Source organism: Halomonas sp. HL-93, from assembly GCF_900086985.1.
In the GTDB taxonomy this organism is placed as follows: domain Bacteria; phylum Pseudomonadota; class Gammaproteobacteria; order Pseudomonadales; family Halomonadaceae; genus Vreelandella.
On the sequence record NZ_LT593974.1, the window covers coordinates 1,646,210 to 1,666,986 of the forward strand.

Annotated in this window: 17 protein-coding genes; 16 read left to right on the plus strand and 1 reads right to left on the minus strand. The window is 58.3% G+C overall.

The features are described 5' to 3' along the window. Positions 1-32 precede the first annotated feature (32 nt). The 9 genes from GA0071314_RS07470 (at position 33) to cobJ (ending at position 12,064) form a co-directional block, all read left to right on the plus strand. On the plus strand, positions 33-1,754 hold the full coding sequence (locus GA0071314_RS07470; protein ID WP_074396057.1) for an AAA family ATPase: 1,722 nt from the start codon (positions 33-35) through the stop codon (positions 1,752-1,754). Then, a complete protein-coding gene (gene cobO, locus GA0071314_RS07475) occupies positions 1,751-2,344 on the plus strand; it encodes a cob(I)yrinic acid a,c-diamide adenosyltransferase (RefSeq protein WP_074396058.1) in 594 nt (197 codons plus the stop codon). The genes GA0071314_RS07470 and cobO overlap by 4 nt, the downstream gene beginning before the upstream one ends. Then, positions 2,344-3,717 carry a cobyrinate a,c-diamide synthase gene (locus GA0071314_RS07480; RefSeq protein WP_074396059.1) on the plus strand — a complete coding sequence of 458 codons (1,374 nt, stop codon included), beginning with the start codon at positions 2,344-2,346 and terminating at the stop codon, positions 3,715-3,717. The genes cobO and GA0071314_RS07480 overlap by 1 nt, the downstream gene beginning before the upstream one ends. Then, the gene (cobW, locus tag GA0071314_RS07485) at positions 3,704-4,801 is read left to right on the plus strand and encodes a cobalamin biosynthesis protein CobW (protein ID WP_074396060.1); all 1,098 of its coding nucleotides are present in this window, start codon (positions 3,704-3,706) and stop codon (positions 4,799-4,801) included. The genes GA0071314_RS07480 and cobW overlap by 14 nt, the downstream gene beginning before the upstream one ends. Continuing rightward, a complete protein-coding gene (cobN, locus tag GA0071314_RS07490) occupies positions 4,801-8,652 on the plus strand; it encodes a cobaltochelatase subunit CobN (protein ID WP_074396061.1) in 3,852 nt (1,283 codons plus the stop codon). The genes cobW and cobN overlap by 1 nt, the downstream gene beginning before the upstream one ends. Next, entirely contained in the window at positions 8,642-9,805 is a 1,164-nt protein-coding gene (locus GA0071314_RS07495; protein WP_074396062.1) for a cobalamin biosynthesis protein CobG, read from the plus strand. Before cobN ends, GA0071314_RS07495 begins: the two co-directional genes overlap by 11 nt. A 116-nt stretch (positions 9,806-9,921) precedes the next feature. Beyond that, positions 9,922-10,551, plus strand: coding sequence for a precorrin-8X methylmutase (locus tag GA0071314_RS07500; RefSeq protein WP_074398470.1), 630 nt, complete (start codon positions 9,922-9,924; stop codon positions 10,549-10,551). Then, the gene (locus GA0071314_RS07505) at positions 10,548-11,273 is read left to right on the plus strand and encodes a precorrin-2 C(20)-methyltransferase (RefSeq protein ID WP_074396063.1); all 726 of its coding nucleotides are present in this window, start codon (positions 10,548-10,550) and stop codon (positions 11,271-11,273) included. The genes GA0071314_RS07500 and GA0071314_RS07505 overlap by 4 nt, the downstream gene beginning before the upstream one ends. Beyond that, a complete protein-coding gene (gene cobJ / locus GA0071314_RS07510) occupies positions 11,270-12,064 on the plus strand; it encodes a precorrin-3B C(17)-methyltransferase (protein WP_074396064.1) in 795 nt (264 codons plus the stop codon). Before GA0071314_RS07505 ends, cobJ begins: the two co-directional genes overlap by 4 nt. Here the strand turns inward: cobJ and GA0071314_RS07515 are convergent. Then, positions 12,007-12,753, minus strand: coding sequence for a cobalt-precorrin-6A reductase (locus GA0071314_RS07515; RefSeq protein ID WP_074396065.1), 747 nt, complete (start codon positions 12,751-12,753; stop codon positions 12,007-12,009). The genes cobJ and GA0071314_RS07515 overlap by 58 nt on opposite strands. Between GA0071314_RS07515 and cbiE the strand changes: the two genes are divergently transcribed. From cbiE to GA0071314_RS07550, 7 genes are all read left to right on the plus strand, one after another. After that, a complete protein-coding gene (gene cbiE, locus GA0071314_RS07520; protein WP_074396066.1) occupies positions 12,746-13,999 on the plus strand; it encodes a precorrin-6y C5,15-methyltransferase (decarboxylating) subunit CbiE in 1,254 nt (417 codons plus the stop codon). The two genes, GA0071314_RS07515 and cbiE, sit on opposite strands and share 8 nt — an antisense overlap. Further along, the gene (locus GA0071314_RS07525) at positions 13,996-14,376 is read left to right on the plus strand and encodes a cobalamin biosynthesis protein (RefSeq protein WP_074396067.1); all 381 of its coding nucleotides are present in this window, start codon (positions 13,996-13,998) and stop codon (positions 14,374-14,376) included. The genes cbiE and GA0071314_RS07525 overlap by 4 nt, the downstream gene beginning before the upstream one ends. Then, a complete protein-coding gene (cobM, locus tag GA0071314_RS07530) occupies positions 14,373-15,176 on the plus strand; it encodes a precorrin-4 C(11)-methyltransferase (RefSeq protein ID WP_074396068.1) in 804 nt (267 codons plus the stop codon). Before GA0071314_RS07525 ends, cobM begins: the two co-directional genes overlap by 4 nt. Further along, entirely contained in the window at positions 15,173-15,937 is a 765-nt protein-coding gene (cobF, locus tag GA0071314_RS07535; protein WP_074396069.1) for a precorrin-6A synthase (deacetylating), read from the plus strand. Before cobM ends, cobF begins: the two co-directional genes overlap by 4 nt. Before the next feature lie 74 nt (positions 15,938-16,011). Next, positions 16,012-16,452: a YtoQ family protein gene (locus GA0071314_RS07540; protein WP_027336027.1), complete on the plus strand. Its 441-nt coding sequence runs from the start codon at positions 16,012-16,014 to the stop codon at positions 16,450-16,452. A gap of 635 nt (positions 16,453-17,087) precedes the next feature. Next, a complete protein-coding gene (locus tag GA0071314_RS07545; RefSeq protein WP_074398471.1) occupies positions 17,088-18,686 on the plus strand; it encodes a VPA1262 family N-terminal domain-containing protein in 1,599 nt (532 codons plus the stop codon). Then, positions 18,683-20,134, plus strand: coding sequence for a hypothetical protein (locus tag GA0071314_RS07550; protein ID WP_074396070.1), 1,452 nt, complete (start codon positions 18,683-18,685; stop codon positions 20,132-20,134). Before GA0071314_RS07545 ends, GA0071314_RS07550 begins: the two co-directional genes overlap by 4 nt. Positions 20,135-20,777: the final 643 nt, after the last annotated feature.

Here is a 20,777-nt window from a genome sequence, read left to right on the forward strand (position 1 = left end):
GTTAGTGGGCTTGGCCAGCACGGGAGGTGCCGGTGAGTGAGTTTCCCTTTGCGGCGGTGGTTGGCCAGGAGGCGCTGAAAACTGCGCTGATTCTTAATGCCATAAATCCGCGTATCGGCGGGGTGCTGGTTAGTGGGCCAAGAGGCAGCGCCAAGTCGACCTTGGCGCGGGCTCTGGCCGCTATTTTACCTGGCGATAGCGACGGGCAGCGTGCTCCTTTTGTGACTCTGCCGCTGGGCGCCAGCGAAGACAGGCTGGTCGGCAGTCTGGATCTACAGAAGGTGCTGGCAAATGGCGAAGCCACCTTTCATGCCGGGCTGCTCGCTAAAGCCGACGGTGGGGTGCTGTATGTGGACGAGGTCAATCTGCTGCCGGATACCCTGGTCGATTTGCTGCTGGATGTGGCCGCCAGCGGAACGAACATCGTCGAGCGCGACGGCATCAGCCATTCCCACCCGGCGCGCTTCAGCCTGATTGGCACCATGAACCCGGATGAAGGCGAGCTTCGCCCGCAGCTGCTGGATCGTTTTGGGCTTTGTATCGAGCAGGCCGCGAGCATCAGCGTCGAGGAACGTATTGCCATCGTCCAGCAGCGCGAAGCCTTCGACCGCGACCCTGCGGGGGCGGCCCGTGGCTTCGAGGAGGCCCAGGCCGCACTGACCGAGCAGATTCATCAGGCGCAGCGTCAGCTCGCCGAGGTCACAACCCCGTCTTGGGTGTACCAGACCATCGCCTCACGCTGCGAAGCGGCCGGGGTGGAAGGGCTGCGCGCGGATGTCACCTGGCACCGCGCCGCTCGTGCCCACGCCGCCTGGCGCGGCGCTGGCGAGGTGACGCAACAGGATATCGATACCGTTGAACCCTGGGTGCTGGACCATCGGCGTACCCAACCGCCCGAGCAAACCCCGCCGTCTTCGCCGCCGCCGAAGGCACCGCCTTCGAGAGGCGAGGGTGGTTCGTCATCAACGACTACTGCGTCGACCGGCGGATCATCCGAGCAGCGCAGCGAACAGGGGCAGTGGGGCGCGATGCCGCCCCAGGCTCAGTCAACCATCCAGCAGGCGGCGCCTGAACTGGCGAATACGCCAAACGGTTTTGGTCAGGCGAAAACGGCGATGACTTCGGCGTCCGGTGAAAAAGGGCAGGTATCAGGCAAGGGGCGCTCGCGGACTGAAACGTCTCGCCTGGACGGCTTTGCCACCCTGATCGCCAACCGCGGCCAGTGGCCCTGGCGAACGCTTAAAATGCGCAAGACACAGGCCGGGCAGCCAAGGGCGCATCTGGTGTTGCTGGATACCTCCGGCTCTACCCTGGGGCAGCGCCTGCTGGGCCAGGCTAAGGGGCTAGTAGAATCGCTGGTGCGCCAGGCCTACGCGGCACGCGAACAGGTCGCCGTCGTCGGGTTCGGCAACGGCGGCGTGGTGCCGCTGCTCTCCCGGCAACGTGCGCCCAAGCGCGTACAGGCGGCCCTGGAGGCCGCCACCGGTGGTGGCGGCACACCGCTGCGCGAGGCGGTGATCGAGGCCAAACGCCTGATCCATCAGTGGCAGCGACGCGAGCCCGGGCTGCATATTCGTACCTATCTGATTACCGACGGCCGTACCCGCGAATCCGTCGCCGACCTTGGCCCGCTGGGCGACTGTGTCCTGCTGGATACCGAGTCATCGAAAATCAAGCGCGGCCAGGGCGCTCGCATCGCCCAGCAACTTGGGGCGCGCTACGCGACACCTTTTTCTGGACAGGAAACGCCATGACTGACGATCGCCATACCCACCGCATGCAGCGTAAAAAGGACGTGGTCGACGAGCGCATCAGCCGCGCCACGGAAGAGCGCGGGGTGTTGATCCTGCTGAAAGGCAACGGCAAGGGCAAAAGCAGCTCGGCGCTTGGTACCATGGCGCGGGCGCTGGGCCACGGGCAGCGCTGCGCGGTGATCCAATTTATCAAGGGGCGCCGTGAAACCGGCGAGTATTTGTTTTTCCGCGATCAGCCCAACCTTGACTGGCACATCATGGGCCAGGGGTTTACCTGGGAAACCCAGGACCGCGAGCGCGATATTGAAGCCGCTCAGTCGGCATGGGCGGTGGCCAAGGGGCTGCTCGAGAACCCTGATTACCACCTGATCGTCCTCGATGAAATGAGCTACATGTTTAAGTACGGCTACCTCGACCCGCTGCCGGTGGTCGAAGCGCTTAACCAACGCCCCGCGCATCAAAACGTGATCATTACCGGGCGCACCATGGCGACGCCGCTTCAGGAAATCGCCGACACCATCAGCACGGTGCAGGACGAGCGTCACGCCTTTCGTGGCGGTGTTAAAGCCCAGGCGGGGATCGAATACTGATGAGCACACCCACTGCAAGCTGCCCGGCGCTATTTATTACCGCGCCTTCTTCAGGGCAGGGCAAGACCACCTTTACCGCCGCGCTGGCCCGGGCGCTTCGCAACCAGGGCAAGGTGGTGCGCGTGTTTAAAACCGGCCCCGACTACCTGGACCCCCAGGTGCTGGCGCAAGCCGCCGGCCAGCCGGTGGATCAGCTTGACCTCTGGATGGCGGGCGACGCCTACTGCCGCCAGCGCTTTTACGAAGCCGCCCAGACGGCGGACATGATCTTGGTCGAAGGCGCCATGGGGCTGTTTGACGGCGAGCCTTCCAGTGCCGACCTGGCCGCGCGGTTTGGCTTGCCCATGGTGGTAGTGATGGACGTCAAGGGCATGGCGCAAACCGCGGGCGCGCTGCTGGCGGGGCTGGCGGGCTTTCGTGACGATATCCGCATTGTCGGGCTTATTGCCAACAGCTGTGGCTCCGAGCGCCACCGCGAACTGATCGAGACCACCCTGCCGCAGGGTATTCCGTTACTCGCTGCCATCGCGCGCAATCCTGAGCTGTCGCTGCCCGAGCGCCATTTAGGCCTGGTGCAGGCCGACGAGATTCGTGACGACCTGGAAGTGCGCTTTGAGAAGGGCGCAAGTGTTATCGAGGCGGAAAACCTGCCTCAAACGCTGCTTGCGCTGCCGCCGGTGACCTTTACTGCCCCGGCAGACGTCGTGACCGCCGACTTGCCTTCGCTTGCCGGGTGCGCCATCGGCGTGGCCAAAGACGCCGCGTTCAGTTTCATTTACCAGGCCAATCTGGACCTGCTCGAGCAGATGGGCGCGCAGCTGCGCTTTTTCTCGCCGCTCACCGACAGCGCCTTGCCCAGCTGCGATGCGCTGTGGCTCCCCGGGGGCTACCCGGAAATTCATGCCGCGACCCTGGCGGCCAATGCGGCCATGCACGCGGCGATCAGGCAGTTTTTTGCCGACGACAAGCCGATTCTTGCCGAGTGCGGCGGGCTGCTTTACTGCCTGGAAAGCCTGACCGACTACGACGACACCACCCACAGCATGCTCGGCCTGCTGCCGGGTCACGGTGCCATGCGCGGGCGACGGGGCTGCCAGGGGATGCAAACCGCCGCGTTGCCCGAAGGCCCGGTGCGCGGCCATGCCCACCACCGTTCGATGGCCGAGGGAACGCCTGAGCCCATTGCCCATTGCGAACGCCAGCGCCACCCTGCGCCGGGGGAAGCCATTTTTCGTGAGCGTGGATTGACGGCCACCTACTTGCACCTGTTTTTTGCCAACAACCCTGCCGCGATCGCGCTGCTGTTTAGCGGCAAAGCGTCGCCAGCGCGTCAGCCTATCGAATCTGAGGACGAGACCCATGCAGTTAAATAAGATACCCGCCACCGTGGTCACCGGCTTTTTGGGCAGCGGTAAAACCACCCTGCTGGCAAGCATTCTGCGCCAGGTGACCGGCAAGCGAATTGCCGTGATCGTCAATGAATTTGGCGAGCAGGACATCGACTCAAGCCTGCTGCGCGGCTGTGCCCTCGACTGCGAAGATGGCCAGGCGGTGGAAGGCGACGACAGCGGCATTTTCGAACTGGCCAACGGCTGTATCTGCTGCACCGTAGAGGAAGAGTTTCTACCGGTGATGAAAAAGCTGGTCGCCCGCCGCGACGATATCGACCACATTCTGATCGAAACCAGCGGCCTGGCGCTGCCTAAGCCGCTGGTGCAGGCCTTCAACTGGCCGGAGGTGCGCCAGCACTGCACCGTTGATGCCATCATTACCGTGATCGATGGCCCCGCGGTGGCGGCCGGTCGCTATGCCAGCGATGTTGCCAAGGTAGAGGCCCAGCGTCAGGCCGATGAAAGCCTGGATCACGACCCCAGCCTGCAGGAGCTGCTTGACGACCAGCTCAGCGCGGCCGATCTGGTGCTGGTCAGCAAGACCGACCTGTTAAGCCCGGACGAGAAGGCGCGGGTCGAGGCGCTGATCCAGGCGCGTGTGCCGGAATCGGTGAAGTGCCTGTTTATCGATCAAACCCTGGCCACCAATACCGTGCAGCTCGAAGCCTTGATGGGTATTGGCGCGGCCAGCGAAGAGAACATCGACTCGATCACCAATCACCACGACAAGCACCACGCCGAGGGCGCGCATCACGACCACGCCCACGACAACTTTGATTCCTGCGTGATCCGCCTGGGCGAAGTCGACGGCGATCTGCTGGCGTCCAAGCTGCAGCACATTGTCAAAACCCAGGAAATCTACCGCGCCAAAGGCTTCGCGGCGATTCCCGGCAAGCCGATGCGGCGGGTCATTCAAGCCGTGGGTGAACGCCTGGATGGCTACTTCGACCGCCTCTGGGCGGAAGGTGAAACGCGTCAAACCCAACTCGTCATCATTGGCAAAGCGCTGGACAGCGACGCGCTGCGCGACGCGCTTGCCGAAGCAGAGGTCAAAACCGCCGCCTAATGCACCTTTTTGCCGCCAAACCCGGCGGCTTTGTTGATGATGAAGGCATTGTCGATCTTCAACAAAGCCCCGCGGATGTCGTGATTCTCTCGGCCGCCGACAGCAACCTCTCGGCCCTGGCCCAGGCGATCGATCGCCTGGGCGAGCGCTATCCGTCGGTGCGTCTGGCCAACTGGATGAACCTGGTCAAGCCCGCCGCCTACGACCTCTATGAGGATCGGGTGCTGGAAAAGGCGCAGTTGGTGGTCGTGTCGATGCTGGGCGGCCAGGCCTACTGGCAATACGGCTACGAACGCCTGTTGGCCTGGCGGAATGCCAAGCCCGGCCGCCAACTGATTCTGGTGCCGGGCTGCGACGCCCCGGACGATGCGCTGCTGGAAGCCTCGAGCGTCGACTATGACAGCGCCTACCGGGTGTGGCGCTACCTGCGCGAAGGCGGCGTGGATAACGCCGAACAGCTGCTGCGCTACCTGGGCAGCGAATGTCTTGAAATGCCTACCATCTGGAAGGAACCCAAGGTGGTGCCCGCGGCGGTGATCTATGCGCCAAGCGATGCCGCAAGCCAGACGGGGCGCCAAGTGATGAGTCTGAGCGAATGGCGGGCCAACCAGCGGCCGGAGCGGCCAGTGTGTTTGCTGCTGTTCTACCGCAGCCATTTGCAGGGAGCCAATACCCTGGTCGTCGACGGCATGATCGAGGCGCTTAAAGGGCAGGGGCTCGAGCCACTCGCCATCGCCGTTGCCTCCTTGAAAGAGGCCGACTGCATCGCGTTTATCAACCACCTCATCGAGCAGACCGGCGCCATGCTGGTGGTCAATACCACCAGCTTCTCGATCAACCGCAATTCCGATGACACCCACCCGCTGGGCGGCGCGATTCCCGAGAGCGTCTTCGTCGGCCAGCCGGTGATCCTGCAGGCGATCCTTTCCAGCAGCACCGTTGAGGACTGGCAGGCCTCAGCCGCCGGGCTGAGAAGCCGGGATGTGGCGATGCAGATTGTACTGCCCGAAATGGATGGCCGGGTGATCACCCGGGCGGTGGGCTTCAAGGCGGAAGCGCTTTATAACGAGCGCAGCCAGCTATCGGTAACCCACCATGCCCTGCACCCGGAGCGTGCTGAGTTTGTCGCCAAGCTGGCGCGCCGGTTCTGCCACCTGCGCACCATCCCCAATCACGCCAAACGGCTAGCGCTGGTGCTGGCGAATTACCCCAACCGCGATGGCCGGATTGGCAACGGCGTGGGGCTGGATACGCCCGCCTCGACGCTGCAGATATTAACTGCGCTGCAAACCGCGGGTTACCCGGTCAGCGATCTGCCCGACAGTGGCGATGACCTGATTCGCCTGCTGCAGGGGGCGGTGACCAACGACCGCAACGTCATCGACCAGCGCATGTGCTGGCAAAGCATTAGCGTTGACGACTACCTGGCCTGGTTCCAAACTCTGCCCGCCGAACTCCAGGAAACGGTATGGACGCGCTGGGGCGCGCCCGCTGATGACCCCAAATGCCGCCAGGGGCGTCTGATGATCTCGGGGATCCGGCTGGGGGAGACCTTCGTGGGTATCCAGCCCGAGCGCGACTTCATCGAGGACCTGACCCAGTCCTACCACGATATGCAGCTGGCACCGCCGCACAGCTACCTGGCGTTCTACTTTTGGCTGCGCGAGCACTACCAGGTGGAAGCGGTGATTCACGTGGGCAAGCACGGCAACCTTGAGTGGCTGCCGGGCAAAAGCAGCGCCTTGAGCGCCGACTGCTGGCCGGATATCGCGCTGGGCCCGGTGCCGCATTTCTACCCGTTTATCGTCAACGACCCGGGCGAGGGCGCTCAGGCCAAGCGGCGCAGCCAGGCGGTGATTATCGACCACCTGATGCCGCCGCTGGCCCGCGCTGAGCTGTATGGCGATATGGCCCGGCTGGAAGCGCTTACCGACGAATATTACCAGGCGCTGGATATGGATCCCCGGCGCGAGGCGTTAATCCGCGAGCAGATTTTGGCGCACCTGCGCGAGACCGGCATCGACCAGGAACTGACCAAAGCGGTCGACAGCCAGGATGAAGCGCTGATCCTGAACGAGCTGGATACCTTCTTATGCGACATCAAGGAATCGCAGATTCGTCACGGTTTGCACATTCTCGGCACGCTGCCGCCCCAGGATAAAGTGGTCGGTACTTTGGTCGCCCTGCTGCGCTTGCCCAGGGGGGAAAGCATTGCCCAGCGCGGCCTGCTGCATAACCTGGCCGATGACCTGGCCCTGCAGGGCGAAAGCCAGACGCCCTTTGACCCGCTGAAGGCCGACGCCGAGCCCTGGATGGGGCCTCGGCCGAGCGTGCTGCGCGAGCTGGATAGTGCCGCCTGGCGCAGCGGCAACGACACCCGCGAGCGGCTGGAAGCGCTGGCCCACCAACTGGTCGAGGATTACGTGATCGCGCCGGGCAGCCTGGAGACGTTGGCCGCCAATTATCCCGCCACCGCCGAGCAGCTGCGCTACGCCCGGGATCAGCTGTGGATGGCGCTTCAGCAGAGCGCTAAGCTTGAAATCAGCTCGCTGCTTGACGGGCTTAGCGGCCTGTTTGTGCCGCCGGGGCCCAGCGGCGCGCCCAGCCGTGGGCGGCTGGATACGCTGCCCACCGGGCGCAACTTCTTCAGCGTGGACAACCGCTCGATTCCATCGCCCGCCGCCTGGACGCTGGGCGAAAAATCCGCCCAGGCGTTCGTCGAGCGCTACCTGCAGGATAACGGCGACTACCCACGCCGTCTGGGACTCTCCATCTGGGGCACCGCTACCATGCGCACCGGCGGCGATGACATTGCCCAGGCCTTTGCGCTGATGGGCGTGCGCCCCATCTGGTCGCTGGGCTCGCAGCGGGTGATTGATATCGAGGTGATTCCCTCCATGCTGCTAAACCGCCCGCGGGTGGATGTCACGCTGCGGGTCTCTGGCTTCTTCCGCGATGCGTTTCCCAACGTGATCCGCCTGTTCGATGCGGCGGTACAGGCGGTGGCGAGCTACGCCGAACCGGGCAACAGCAATACCATCCGCGATGCGGTAATGGCCCGCCAGCAGGTGCTGGAAAACCAGGGGCTGAGCCCCGAGATGGCCGCCCAGCAGGCAGGCTATCGGATCTTTGGCAGCAAGCCAGGGGAGTACGGCACCGGCCTTAACCGGCTGATCGACAACGGCGCCTGGGAAAATGCCGATGACCTGGCACAGGCCTACCTGGATAACGGCGCCTACGCCTACGGGCAGTTTGCCGAGTCCGGCACCGCCGCCCCGGATGCCTTCGAGCAGCAGCTTAAAGGCCTGGAAGCGGTGATGCAGAATCAGGATAACCGCGAGCACGATATCCTCGACTCCAACAGCTACTACGCCTTCCAGGGCGGCATGGCCAACGCCAGCCGCTCGCTGAGCGGCAAAACCCCGGCGATCTACCACGCTGACCACGCCAACCCGGCCCAGCCCAAGATTCGCACGCTGAAAGAGGAGCTTGCCAAGGTGATTCGCTCGCGGGTGCTCAACCCCAAGTGGATCAACGCCATGCGCGAGCACGGCTATAAAGGCGGCTTCGAGATGGCTGCCACGGTCGACTATCTATTCGCCTACGATGCCACCACCGACCTGGTCGCCGACTACCAGTACGCCCAGGTCACCGACGCCCTGGTGCTGGACGACGCCAATCAGCAGTTCCTGCGCGAGCATAACCCCTCGGCGCTGGAAGAAATGGCCGAACGCCTGCTCGAAGCCGCCCAGCGCGGCATGTGGCAGGCGCCCGGTGAGCAGGGCGATGCGCTGAAAGACTTGCTGCTGGACATGGACGAGGCCAAGGAGGTCGCGGCGGATGTCGGCTGAGCCTCGCATCAAGGGCTGGTGTCCCGGTGCCTGGCAGCCGATGGCAACCGGCGATGGCTTACTGGTGCGCGTGCGCCCGCGGCTGGGCCAGCTTGAGCGTGGCCAGGTGCTGGCGCTGTGCGATGCGGCGCAGAATTACGGCAGCGGCTTGATCGAACTGACCAGCCGCGCCAATCTGCAGTTGCGCGGCGTCACCGAGGCGAGTTGGCCCGCCCTGATGGAGACCCTGGTCGCCCACGAATTGATCGATGCTGACCCGGAAGCGGAGCGTCGCCCGCAAATTCTATTGGCTCCCGGCTGGCAAGCGGGGGACGATACCCATAAAATCGCCAGCGCGCTTAACGACCGCTGGCAAGAGTTGCCGGTGGTGCCCGCCAAGGTCGGGATCGCCATTGATGCAGGTAAGTCGCCGGTGCTGGGCGATGCCTCGGCGGACTTTCGTGTCGAGCGAGCAGAGTCGGGCGGCCTGCTGGTGCGCGCCGATGGTTATTCGTCAGGCACCGCTGTTGACTCGATTGACGCCGCCGTGGCGCAGCTTATCCGCCTGCTGGCGTGGTTTGTCGAAAGTGGCGGCTGGGACAGCAAACGCATGCGGCGCCATCATGTGCCGCTGCCTGACTGGGCCCCGACCAACGATTGGCGCGCTGCAACCGGCAGCCAATTGCCCCTGGGCAAGCACGCCCACGGCGTGGTGTATGGCCTGCCGTTTGGGCGTGTGCCCGCCAGGGTGCTGCGCGATGCGGTGACGCCGGCCGACGTCACCGCCCTGCAGGTGACGCCCTGGCGGCGTATCTGGGTCGCAGGCGCCAGCGCCGGGGCCATCGACGGGTTGATCAGCGACGAGCAGGACGCCCGCTTGCGCATTGATGCCTGCCCCGGTGCGCCCTATTGCGAGCAGGCAAGCGTCGCCACCCAGCCGCTGGCCGAACGCCTGAGTGGGGTTACCCAGGGTGTAGTGCATGTATCCGGCTGCGCCAAGGGCTGCGCCCGCCGCTCACCGGCTGACGTTTGCCTGGTTGGCGAGGCAGGCCGGTTTAATCTGATTATAAATGGCGGTGCCGATAGCACGCCGGTCAAAACAAACCTCACGGAGACTGAGGTTTTGTCTTTGTCAGAAAACTTAGCGAGCGATGGTCAGGCTAGGCAAAAATAGGCGAAAAATACGAGTTTACATGGGTGAGTAAATGAGTATTGAGAGCCGATTTTTAACAACGCATGACCGAGCGCAGTCAGTTTTCGGGCAAAGATGAGCTTATTTGGAGAGTTTTGGTGCCCTATACCTATGAAACCGACGGCCCGGCGATTTACCGGGAGTCCTTTGCCACTATTCGCCGTGAAGCAGACCTGGGGCGGTTTTCTCGCGATGAAGAGCCGATTGCCGTGCGTATGATTCATGCCTCGGGTTTGGTGGAACTTGCCGCGTCGATTCATTTTTCGGGCGATGTCGTCACCCATGCCCGCAAAGCGCTCGAAGCGGGCGCGCCGATTTTATGCGATGCCCGCATGGTCTCAGAGGGCATCACGCGTAAACGCCTGCCTGCCGATAATCCGATTATCTGCACGCTGAATGACGAACGCACGCCGACGCTGGCCAAAGAGATGGCCAACACCCGCTCGGCGGCGGCGCTGGAGCTATGGCGGCCGCACCTTGAAGGCGCGGTAGTGGCGATTGGCAACGCGCCCACGGCGCTGTTTCATCTACTCAATATGCTCGAAGACCCCGACTGCCCGCGGCCCGCGGCGATTATCGGCTGCCCGGTGGGCTTTGTCGGTGCGGCGGAATCCAAGCAGGCGCTTTGGGAAAGCCAGGTGAGCCCCTGCTGCACGGTGCAGGGCCGCCTGGGCGGCAGCGCCGTGACCGTCGCCGCCCTCAATGCCATCGCGGACCGAACAGAATGACCCAGGGAACCATCTACGGGGTCGGCCTCGGGCCGGGAAGCCAGGACCTGATGAGTGTGCGCGCTGATCGGCTGATCCGCGGTGCTTCTCATGTCGCCTACTTTCGCAAGAAGGGCCGTACCGGGCATGCGCGCGGCATCGTCGAGGGCATGCTGGCACCCGAGGTCACCGAGCTTGCCATGGAATATCCGGTGACCACGGAAATCCCCTTCGATGACCCACGTTATAACGAGTTGCTGGCCAACTTTTATGAGCGCAGCGTTGCGCTGTTGATCGAGCTGGCCGAGGCGGGGCGCGATGTGGTGGTGCTTTGCGAAGGCGACCCGTTCTTCTATGGCTCCTTTATGCATCTTTATACCCGGCTGCTGGACCGCGTTCCGGTCTCCGTGGTGCCGGGGATTACCGGGATGTCGGCGGCCTGGACCGCCACCGGCCAGCCGATCACCTGGGGCGACGATATCCTCACCGTGGTCATGGCCACGTTGCCGGAGGCAACGCTTGCGGCGCGCATCGCCGAGACCGATGCCCTGGTGGTGATGAAAATCGGCCGCAACCTGGACAAACTGCGCCGGGCGCTGGCCCAGGCCGGGCGCGAGGACGACGCCTGGCTGATCGAATACGCCGCCATGCGTCAGGAGCGCGTCCAGCCCTTCAATGACGTGGGCGAGAGCGTGCCCTACTTTTCTATTGTGCTGATTCACGGCCACGGGAGACGCCCATGAGCGGCTGGCTGAAAATCGTCGGCTTGGGGCCGGGTAGCGAGCAGATGATGACCCCCGAGGCCTCGGCGGTGCTCGCCGATGCCACCGATGTGGTGGGCTACGTACCCTACGTGGAAAGGGTCGCGCCCAGAGCCGGGCTTATTCGCCACGGCTCGGATAACCGCGAAGAAATCCAGCGGGCCGAGCAGGCGCTGACGATGGCCGCCGACGGCTGCCGCGTGGCGGTGGTATCCTCCGGGGACCCGGGCGTGTTTGCCATGGCCTCGGCGGTGTTTGAAGCCTTGGAAGCAGGCGATGCCCATTGGCGCTCGCTGGACGTTCAGGTGCTGCCGGGGATTTCCGCCATGCTGGCCGCCAGTGCCAGCGTCGGCGCGCCGTTGGGACACGACTTCTGCTGCATTAATCTATCCGACAACCTCAAGCCCTGGGCGCTGATCGAAAAGCGCCTGCGCTTGGCCGCCGAGGCCGACTTCGCCATGGCGTTCTACAACCCGCGCTCCAGGGCGCGGCCGGAAGGCTTTGCGCGTACCTTGGATGTTTTGCGTGAAGTCTGCGTTCCGGACCGGCTAATCATTTTCGCGCGGGCCGTCTCGACTCCGGATGAGTCGATTCGCGTGACCACCCTGGGTGAGGCGACGCCGGAGATGGCGGACATGCGCACCCTGGTCATCGTGGGTTCCAGCCAGACGCGGCTCATTGAAAGAAGCGGCCCTGAACAGAGCGAGCCGTGGGTTTATACCCCCCGCTCGGTGGGCGCAATCAGCCAGGCCATTACGTCATCCAGGGCGTGACACTCCCGGCGTGAGGGCAGCGTGGGCCGCTCAATCATCACCACCGGCAGGCCGAGCGTGCGGGCGGCGGTGAGTTTGGACACCGCGCCGTCGCCGCCGGCGTTTTTGCACACCAGGCGCTCAACGGCGTGAGCTTTGAGCAAGGCCAGATCGCCCGCCGTGGCAAACGGGCCGCGCGCGACGGTGATAGTCTGGTGGGGCAGCGGTATCGGCTGCTCGGGGTGATCGACCAGCCGCAATAAATAGTGATGCTGCGGCATGGCGGCAAAGGCTGCTAGGTGCTGACGCCCGATGGCCAGCATAATGCGCTGGGGCGGGCCGTCCAACTGGTTCACTGCCTCGTCGATGCTGGCAGCACTCGTCCAGTGATCGCCGGGTTGTGGTTGCCAGGCCGGGCGGGTGAACGCCATCAGGGGGACGTTACACTGTTCGGCTGCGGCCAAAGCGTGGCGGCTCATCTGCTCGGCGAAGGGGTGGGTCGCGTCAATCAGGTGGGTAATGCCCGTTTGCTGAAGGTACGCGACCAGGCCAGCCACGCCGCCAAAACCGCCAATACGCGTCGGCAAGGGTTGTGGCTTAAGGGTGCTGACCCGCCCCGCATAACTATAGACGGCCGGGATCGAACGCTCGACCAGCAGGCTGGCCAGGGCGCTGGCCTCTGAGGTTCCGCCAAGAATCAGGATGTTCATAGTGGTTAACGGTAACGAGGTTCCCTGGCTGACGATAATAGGCTGGGGGGAGAGTGGCACACAGGGTCTCACGGCGGCAAGCCGCGAGGCGTTAGCGCGTGCCGAGGTGGTGTTTGGCGCGCGCCGACACCTGCGCCTGCTTGCACCCCTGAGCACTGAATTGAACGCCGACCTGAGAACCGACTTGAAAACCAAGCTGCGTGAATGGCCGGTGCCGTTTGCCGATGGCATCCCCCAGCTACTCGCCGAGCGCGGCCGCCGCGTGGTGATGCTGGCCTCCGGCGACCCCTTTTGGTTTGGCGCGGGCACCTCCCTCATCGCCCATCTTCAGCCTCAGGAATGGCAGGCGCTGCCGTCGCCCTCCACGTTCAGCCTGGCGGCTTCCCGCCTGGGCTGGCCACTTCAGGATTGCACCTGCCTGGGCCTGCACGCCAAGCCGTTAACCCGCGTTCGCCCCTACCTGCATCCCGGCAGGCGCGTGCTGGTGTTGGTACGCGACGGCGACGCGGTAGCGGAGCTTGCCCGGTGGGTCTGCCAATTCGGCTTTGCGGATTCAAAACTAACCGTGCTGGAAGCACTGGGCGGCGAGCACGAGCGGGTGCGTGCCTTTCCGGCAGCGGCGACGCTTCCCGATGACATCGCGCACCCAGTCGCGGTAGCGTTTGAGGTTGCAGGCGAGGGGCCCGCATTGCCGCTGACGCCTGGATTACCCGATCATTTTTTTGAGCACGACGGCCAGATCACCAAACAATCCATTCGCGCCATGACTCTCGCAGCACTTGCCCCCAAGCCCGGCGAGCGGTTGTGGGATATCGGCACCGGTTCGGGCTCAATTGCCATCGAGTGGCTGCTGGCCCACCCCGACAACCAGGCGGTAGGCTTTGAGCAGAACGCCAGCCGCGCCGCTCGCGCCGTCCATAACGCCCGGCAGCTGGGCGTCGACTGGCTGGAGGTAAAAGAGAGCAGCGCGATTGAGTGCTTAAGCGATGCAGCGCTGCCGCACGCTGTGTTTATCGGCGGTGGGCTATCCCAGGCGCTACTGGAATCGTTATGGCAAATTCTGCCGAGCGGCGTGCGTATCGTCGCCAATGCGGTGACGCTGGAGTCCGAAGCGCTGCTGGCCCACTGGCACCAGCAGGCGGGCGGCGAGCTGCTGCGCCTGGAGCTTGCCAGCGCTGCGCCGCTGGGCACCCGCCGGGGCTGGAAGGCCAGCTACCCCATTGTGCAGTGGCGGGGCGTTCGATGAACGGGCAGGCGCTAAAAGTCGTGGGCTTTGGTTTTCGCAGTGGTGCGTCGCTTGCCTCGCTGGCGGGGTTGCTCGATACGCTGACCCAGCGCTTTGGGGCCATCGACGCCCTGGCGGCCACGCAATCCATGTGCCCGCTGGTGCAAAGCCTCGGTCAGACGCGCTGCCTCAATGTCATTCTGGTCGCCGATGTGCACCTGCCAAGCGTCACTACTTTCACGCAATCCGCGCAAAGCCTGCAGGCCCGGGGTACGGGCAGCGTGGCCGAAGCGGTGGCGTTATTGGCCGCCGGACCTGGGGCAGAGCTGCTCGGCCCACGGCATATTTCCGCTGACCGGCAGGCAACGGCGGCCATCGCCATAGGAACATCATTATGACCGTACACTTCATCGGTGCCGGGCCAGGCGCCCCGGACCTGATCACGCTGCGCGGCCGCGATCTGATTGCCGCGAGCCCGGTGTGCCTCTATGCAGGCTCGCTGGTACCGGAAGAACTGCTGGCGCATTGCCCGCCAGGGGCGCGCATCGTCAACACCGCGCCACTGTCGCTGGACGAGATCATCGAGGAAATCCAGGCCGCCCACGCGGCTGAGCAGGATGTGGTGCGGCTGCACTCGGGGGATCTCTCGGTATGGTCGGCGATGGGCGAGCAGACCCGCCGCCTGAGCGCGCTTGAAATCCCCTACACCATTACCCCCGGCGTGCCCGCCTTTGCCGCCGCTGCGGCCAGTTTGGGCCAGGAACTGACCCTGCCGGGCGTGGCGCAATCGGTAGTGCTGACGCGTACCTCCGGGCGTGCCAGCGCCATGCCGGACAACGAAACCCTGGCAAACTTTGCTCAAACCGGCGCGACGCTGGCGATTCACCTGTCAGTTCATAATCTCGCAAGTGTGGTGGCGTCGCTGGTTCCTTATTATGGCAGTGACTGCCCCGTGGCCATTGTGTGGCGCGCCAGCTGGCCCGATGAAAAAATCATCAGAGGGCGCCTATCCACCATTGAAGCGCTAGCCGCCAACACGCTGCAGCGCACGGCGCTGATTCTGGTCGGGCCGGTGCTCGAGAGCCAGGACTTTCAGGAAAGCGCGCTGTACGCCGTGGGCTACGACCGCCGCTTTCGGCCACAGTCCGCGGACTCGCCGTTTGCCAACCTGCCAGACGAGGAGGGCCGCGACGGATGACAACGCTTTCGCTGATCGGTATTGGCACCGGCAACCCTGACCACGTCACGCTTGCCGCCGTGCGCGCCCTCAATGACGCCGACCTGATCCTGCTGCCGCGCAAAGGCGAAGCCAAAAGCGATCTGGTCGACCTGCGCCGCCTGCTGTGCCAAACGCTGCTGCGCGAGCCCGAAAAGGCCCGAATCGTCGAGTTCGACCTGCCCAAACGAGGCGAGCGGGGTGATTACCTGGGCGCCGTTGATGAATGGCATAACGCCATCGCCGATGTGTGGGCATCATTGATGGCGACCCACCTGCCCGAAGGCGGGCGGGTCGGCATGCTGATCTGGGGCGACCCCTCGCTTTACGACAGCAGCCTGCGCATCGCCGAACGCCTGGGTGCGGCCGGGCGGCAGGTAAACGTCGAGGTGGTGCCCGGCATCACCAGCCTGCAGGTACTCACCGCCGAACACCGCATACCGCTGAATGCGCTCGCCGAGCCCATCCAGATCACCACCGGCCGCCGCCTGCGCGAACGCGGCTGGCCAAGCGACGCCGCCACGGTCGCCGTCATGCTCGACAGCGGCGGGGCCTTTACCGCGTTGCCCGCCGACGATACCTACATCTGGTGGGGTGCCTACCTGGGCATGGAAAAACAGTGCCTGATCAAAGGCCGGCTAAGCGAGGTCAGCGATGAAATCATCCAGCGCCGTGCAAGCCTGCGCGAACAGCACGGCTGGATCATGGATATCTACCTGCTGGCCAAGCAGCCGCTGATTTGACGCCGGTATCAATATGGAATGTTTTTCCATAAAATAGCTGTATCGACTAAATGACTGCGTTATCAGGAGTGACCATGAGCTTTTACGTATATCTATCAGGCGAGATCCACACCGACTGGCGCGACGAAATCCAACGCGGCGCCGACGCGGCAGGCCTGGATATCGTCTTCACCGCCCCGGTGACCGACCACGACGCCTCAGACGCCGCCGGTGACCACCTCGGCAAGCCTGACGTAGGCTTCTGGCGCGACCATCAGTCCTCCAAGGTCAACGCCATCCGCACCCGCACCATGATCGAACAGGCCGACCTGGTCGTCGTACGCTTCGGCGACAAATACAAGCAATGGAACGCCGCCTTCGACGCAGGCTACTGCGCCGCCTTGGCCAAGCCCTACATCACCCTGCACAGCGAAGACATCGTCCACCCATTAAAAGAAGTCGACGCAGGCGCCCAAGCCTGGTGCACCACCACCGACCAAGTCGTCGAAACTCTCCGCTACGTCCTAAAAGCCTAATACGCCCACCCTGGTAAGTGCACGGTGCCCTGAGTGCAATTCATTGCGCAATCAGCAACCACCGTGCCACCAAAGCCGGCGTTAAGGGGTTCGTAGGAGCCCAATTCATTGGGCGATCAGCGCTTAATCAGCCACCAAAAATGCTCGCCCGACGAAGTCGGGCTCTTACAGAAGTCCATTGCAATGGGGTTGCAACGAGCCATCCATTGCCATTCTAGAAATCATCACGTCATCAATGCCCGCGTCGAGGGGCTGTAGGAGCCCAATTCATTGGGCGATCAGCATTGAATAAGTCAACGAAAACAATCACTTGTACAGAGTTTCCTTCCCCACCTTTTCAACCCTGAACACACCACCGGCAAAATTTACCTTCCCGACGCGTGACCTAAGCCAATTTTATGAATAGAGTATGATCAGATCAGCAAAAACGAGTGAGTACGTGAATTTTGGATATATTGCCAAATTACTGTTAATTTTATTATATATTATAGGATTAGGGCCATTTCGGCTCGCGAGAAAATGTTGAATAGTGCAGCGCGTTTATTCAATATCAGAACGCACATTTTAATCACTGTTAGCTCTAGTAAAATACTATCTATCCCGCAAATTTAAAATGAAAAAACTGTGTGGTACTAATGGATCAATTAAAAAAATTGTTAGAGTACGGTGTGTTAGGATTCTATGATAGAGTTGAAATTACGGAAATTTTCGCTCACCTTCCTGATAAAACTATTTGTAATATTTTTACTATAATTGTTGCTGAGAATAGACTTGATGAAAAAATAGCAAGCCCAAAGCTCATAAATAATAAACGATTAGTTGTTAGTAAGTTAAAAGACTGGAGCTTTGGTATTTTGAGTTATACGAAAAATATCAATGATATTTTACTCAATATAAAGGAGCTGAAGGAGGAAGGAAGCTGGTCTGCATCAGGTAACATGCTAAAATTAGAAGATCAGTTTCAATATCAACCACCGAAGTTTGTACCGCCAGATTCCTTTGAAGAAGTTCCTCTTAATAAAGTGCTTAAAAATAACTTTTGGAATGGTTCTCATATTGTAGAGTTGCAGAACTCTACTAAGAACAAAGTCATTCCTTTTTTAGAGTCACCAGAACTACTTCAAGAACTGTCCGAAAAGATTCAGCAGTACATTCCCATTGCTTTAGCTAGTCTTTCAGATCGGCTTGGTAATTTTTTAATACAAATTCCTGTGACTGTAATTCAAGCTCAATTTCAGCATTCAAAGAGCGAAAATGATTTGAGACTAAAAATCGCATTCCATCCAAAGGCTAAAAATCGTAAGTTAAGAGTTAACTGTGAAATGGAATACGATAAAATTATTAATGGGTATGGTTCTTACGAAATAAAAGGTACAGATCTTGTTATACCCATGGATAGTGATTATGGGCCACACAAAGGAGTTGTTTGGGATGATGAGCATAATTTAATATTAGCAGCAACTCGACCAAGTTCTTTTGTCTCAACATTCTCAGTTGAAATTGGAATTATTGAAAATGAACCCCGAGTTTTTAAGATAAAAAATAAGGATATTGAAGAAAATATACGTATAAATGTTCGACACACTCAAAGAAATGATGTCGGAGATAAAAGTTATAATCATGATGGGTGGGTTCAGAAAAGATTATATAGAGATGAAAAAACACGGCTCACTAAACAAAAAAAGTTCATCCAATATAAACCTAAAGCAGGTGATGTGGAAAGTGAGCATCAAAAAGCTATATCTGACATTAAGTCATTAATTGTTCAGTATGGTGAAAAAGGGGTTTGGCTTTGGGATCCATACCTAAACGCAAATGATATCTTGAAAACTCTTTTTTATTGCCCTTACTTTGGTTCAGATCTAAGAGCATTAACAAATTTAAGTGCATTTAATGATAAGTGTGAGACAAAAGAAAAGGCTAAAGGAAAAAATGCACTGCTTGTTGAACAAAAAAAAATATTCCAAAATTTAGATTCGAACTTTTACGGAATAAAATTTGAGTTTAGAGCGCGAATTGGAAGTTCAGGCTGGAATTTTCATGATAGATTTTTAATATTTCCTGATACTCGAGAAGGTGTGCTTGCATGGTCATTAGGTACATCTGTTAACAGCCTTGGGAAACAACATCATATACTTCAGAAGATTGATGATGGCCAGCTTATAGCTGACTCATTTATAGAGTTGTGGGAACAATTAGACCATCAAGATAATTTAATATGGAAGCACCAATGAGCTATTATGAAGATAATCTGAAGAAGCTTGTTAAACTTTCAGTAAGCTCCAATTGTAATGATATTGTAGCTATAGATACAGAGTTGTTAGGAATTGAAGATATTAGCAATGAAGTTCTAAATGATTTCTACAGGAATTTAGAGGCAGAATACGAATGCTTTTACGTCTTGAAGTTTCAAAATATTAGCTTCCTTGAAGAAGATGATTTAAAAAAAGAAAAAATAATTAACTTAATAAGTTGGGTCATAGAAACTCTAGAAAATTGGGAATATGAAGACTTATATAGTTTCAATAAATTGGCAATACTATTTAATGTAACGAGCTTTTTGGATGAAAATGGATCCTTATGGAAAGCTCTGCTTTCAAATAATATAAACATAAGTGGTCAGATATTAGCTTACTCCAAACAGGAGCTGTCTCGCCTAAGATGTGAATTTAATGTTGAGGAAGGTGTAGACGTTCCTATACATGAAAGAGAGAGTTTAGAAAGATTTTTATTAGCTATATCCAATAAAAATTTTGAAGATATTTCTGAAATGTGGCGTCTATTTAACAATAGGCCGTTGTTAAGTTATAAGTATGTACAGATGCTTTGCGTTCTCGATTATTTTAAACCCTCGTTTTTGGTGTCTGCTTTTGAGGGGAATGAATCTGTACCAATTCTAATGCATATTATGCTTTATATAAGAGTTGAAACAGCTTTCTTTATAGGTTTTGAAACTAAAAATGATTACTTAGAGTTTTCAAGTGTATACTCAACGTTAAGTACACAGCGAGATGACAATCAATTTACTGAGGATGAAAATAAATACTTAACAAAAATTTTTAATAAAGTTGGAGATGACGGTGAGAAGTTTGTCGCGTGGATGAATGTTTTTAACAAGTATGTTGTTCGTTATCCAAAAATACAAGTTGCGCTTGGAAGAATGTTAGCTAATACATCGAGTAGAGATAATGTTAAAGCCTACATAAAATCTATTTCTATCAGTAAGTGTACTGATAATTATAGCCGTAAAGTTGTTACAGAGTGCCTAAAAGAGATTGTTATATGCTCCGACTCCATTAGGAGAAAGGACCTGTGGTGCATGGCATATGAAGCTTGGTCAGATTGGAATTTCGGTGGTAATAGTAAAAATAATCATATTTTTAGTCTTATATGCTCTGAATTAGACTTTGCTATAATTGGATACATTAAAGAATGTTTAACAGAGGAAGAAAGGCTAAAAATGGATAATAGTATTTTAAGTAACTTACGCTTATTTGAAAGTAAATGGCACGATTCATCTTCTAGTGCTACTACATACTGGTATCATAATCTTTCTTATTACCAAATTATTGCGCATGCTGGTAGAGTCGATGAAGATATTGATAAATGGTTACTTACTGGCAAGTCATATATTCCAAGTGAGTTTCACGAAAACGATTATATTGCGATGTTAGTTATGTGAAATAGCTTGCCACTTTTGGTAGTTAAAGCTAACAAGTGGCAGTAAAGGACTTGGCAACCTGTCACTCAAATTGCTGTCCAAGGGGCTGGTGTCGCTTCCGGTGTTGTACTCATATAGTGGTGCATTAATGACGTCTTATGCACTTAAAGCGAGGTTGACAAAATTGGGTATACTGATGTCTTAAAACTGATCGAGAGTGAGTGACGACAACTTTTACTCGGAAGTGTTGTTCCGCACCATCAAATATTACCCAGCGTGGCCCACTAAAGGGTTTGCATCGTACGAGACTGGATGCAGACGTTCGAGCGGGCTTACAACGAGTAACGCCTGGATAATAGTATTCGGTACTTGACGCCTGCTGACCGGTATCAAATTGTTGATCGAGAACACCACGAGCACCGCAAAGCGGTTTATGAACTTGCTAAGTGCCAACATTCTCAGCGCTGGTTTGGCAACCCCCGAAACTGGAAGGTAACCAGTTTTGTATCGCTCAATCCAGGGTAAGCTGCAGGATTTTGAGCGTAACTAACAGGCTGAATAGAGAGAGCCATTTGGGCAACTGGCTTGAAAATAGCAGAGATCGGTTGGCCCATAAACCGGCTGCCTTTCAGAAGATCAACCTATTTGCTTACTAAAAGACAAC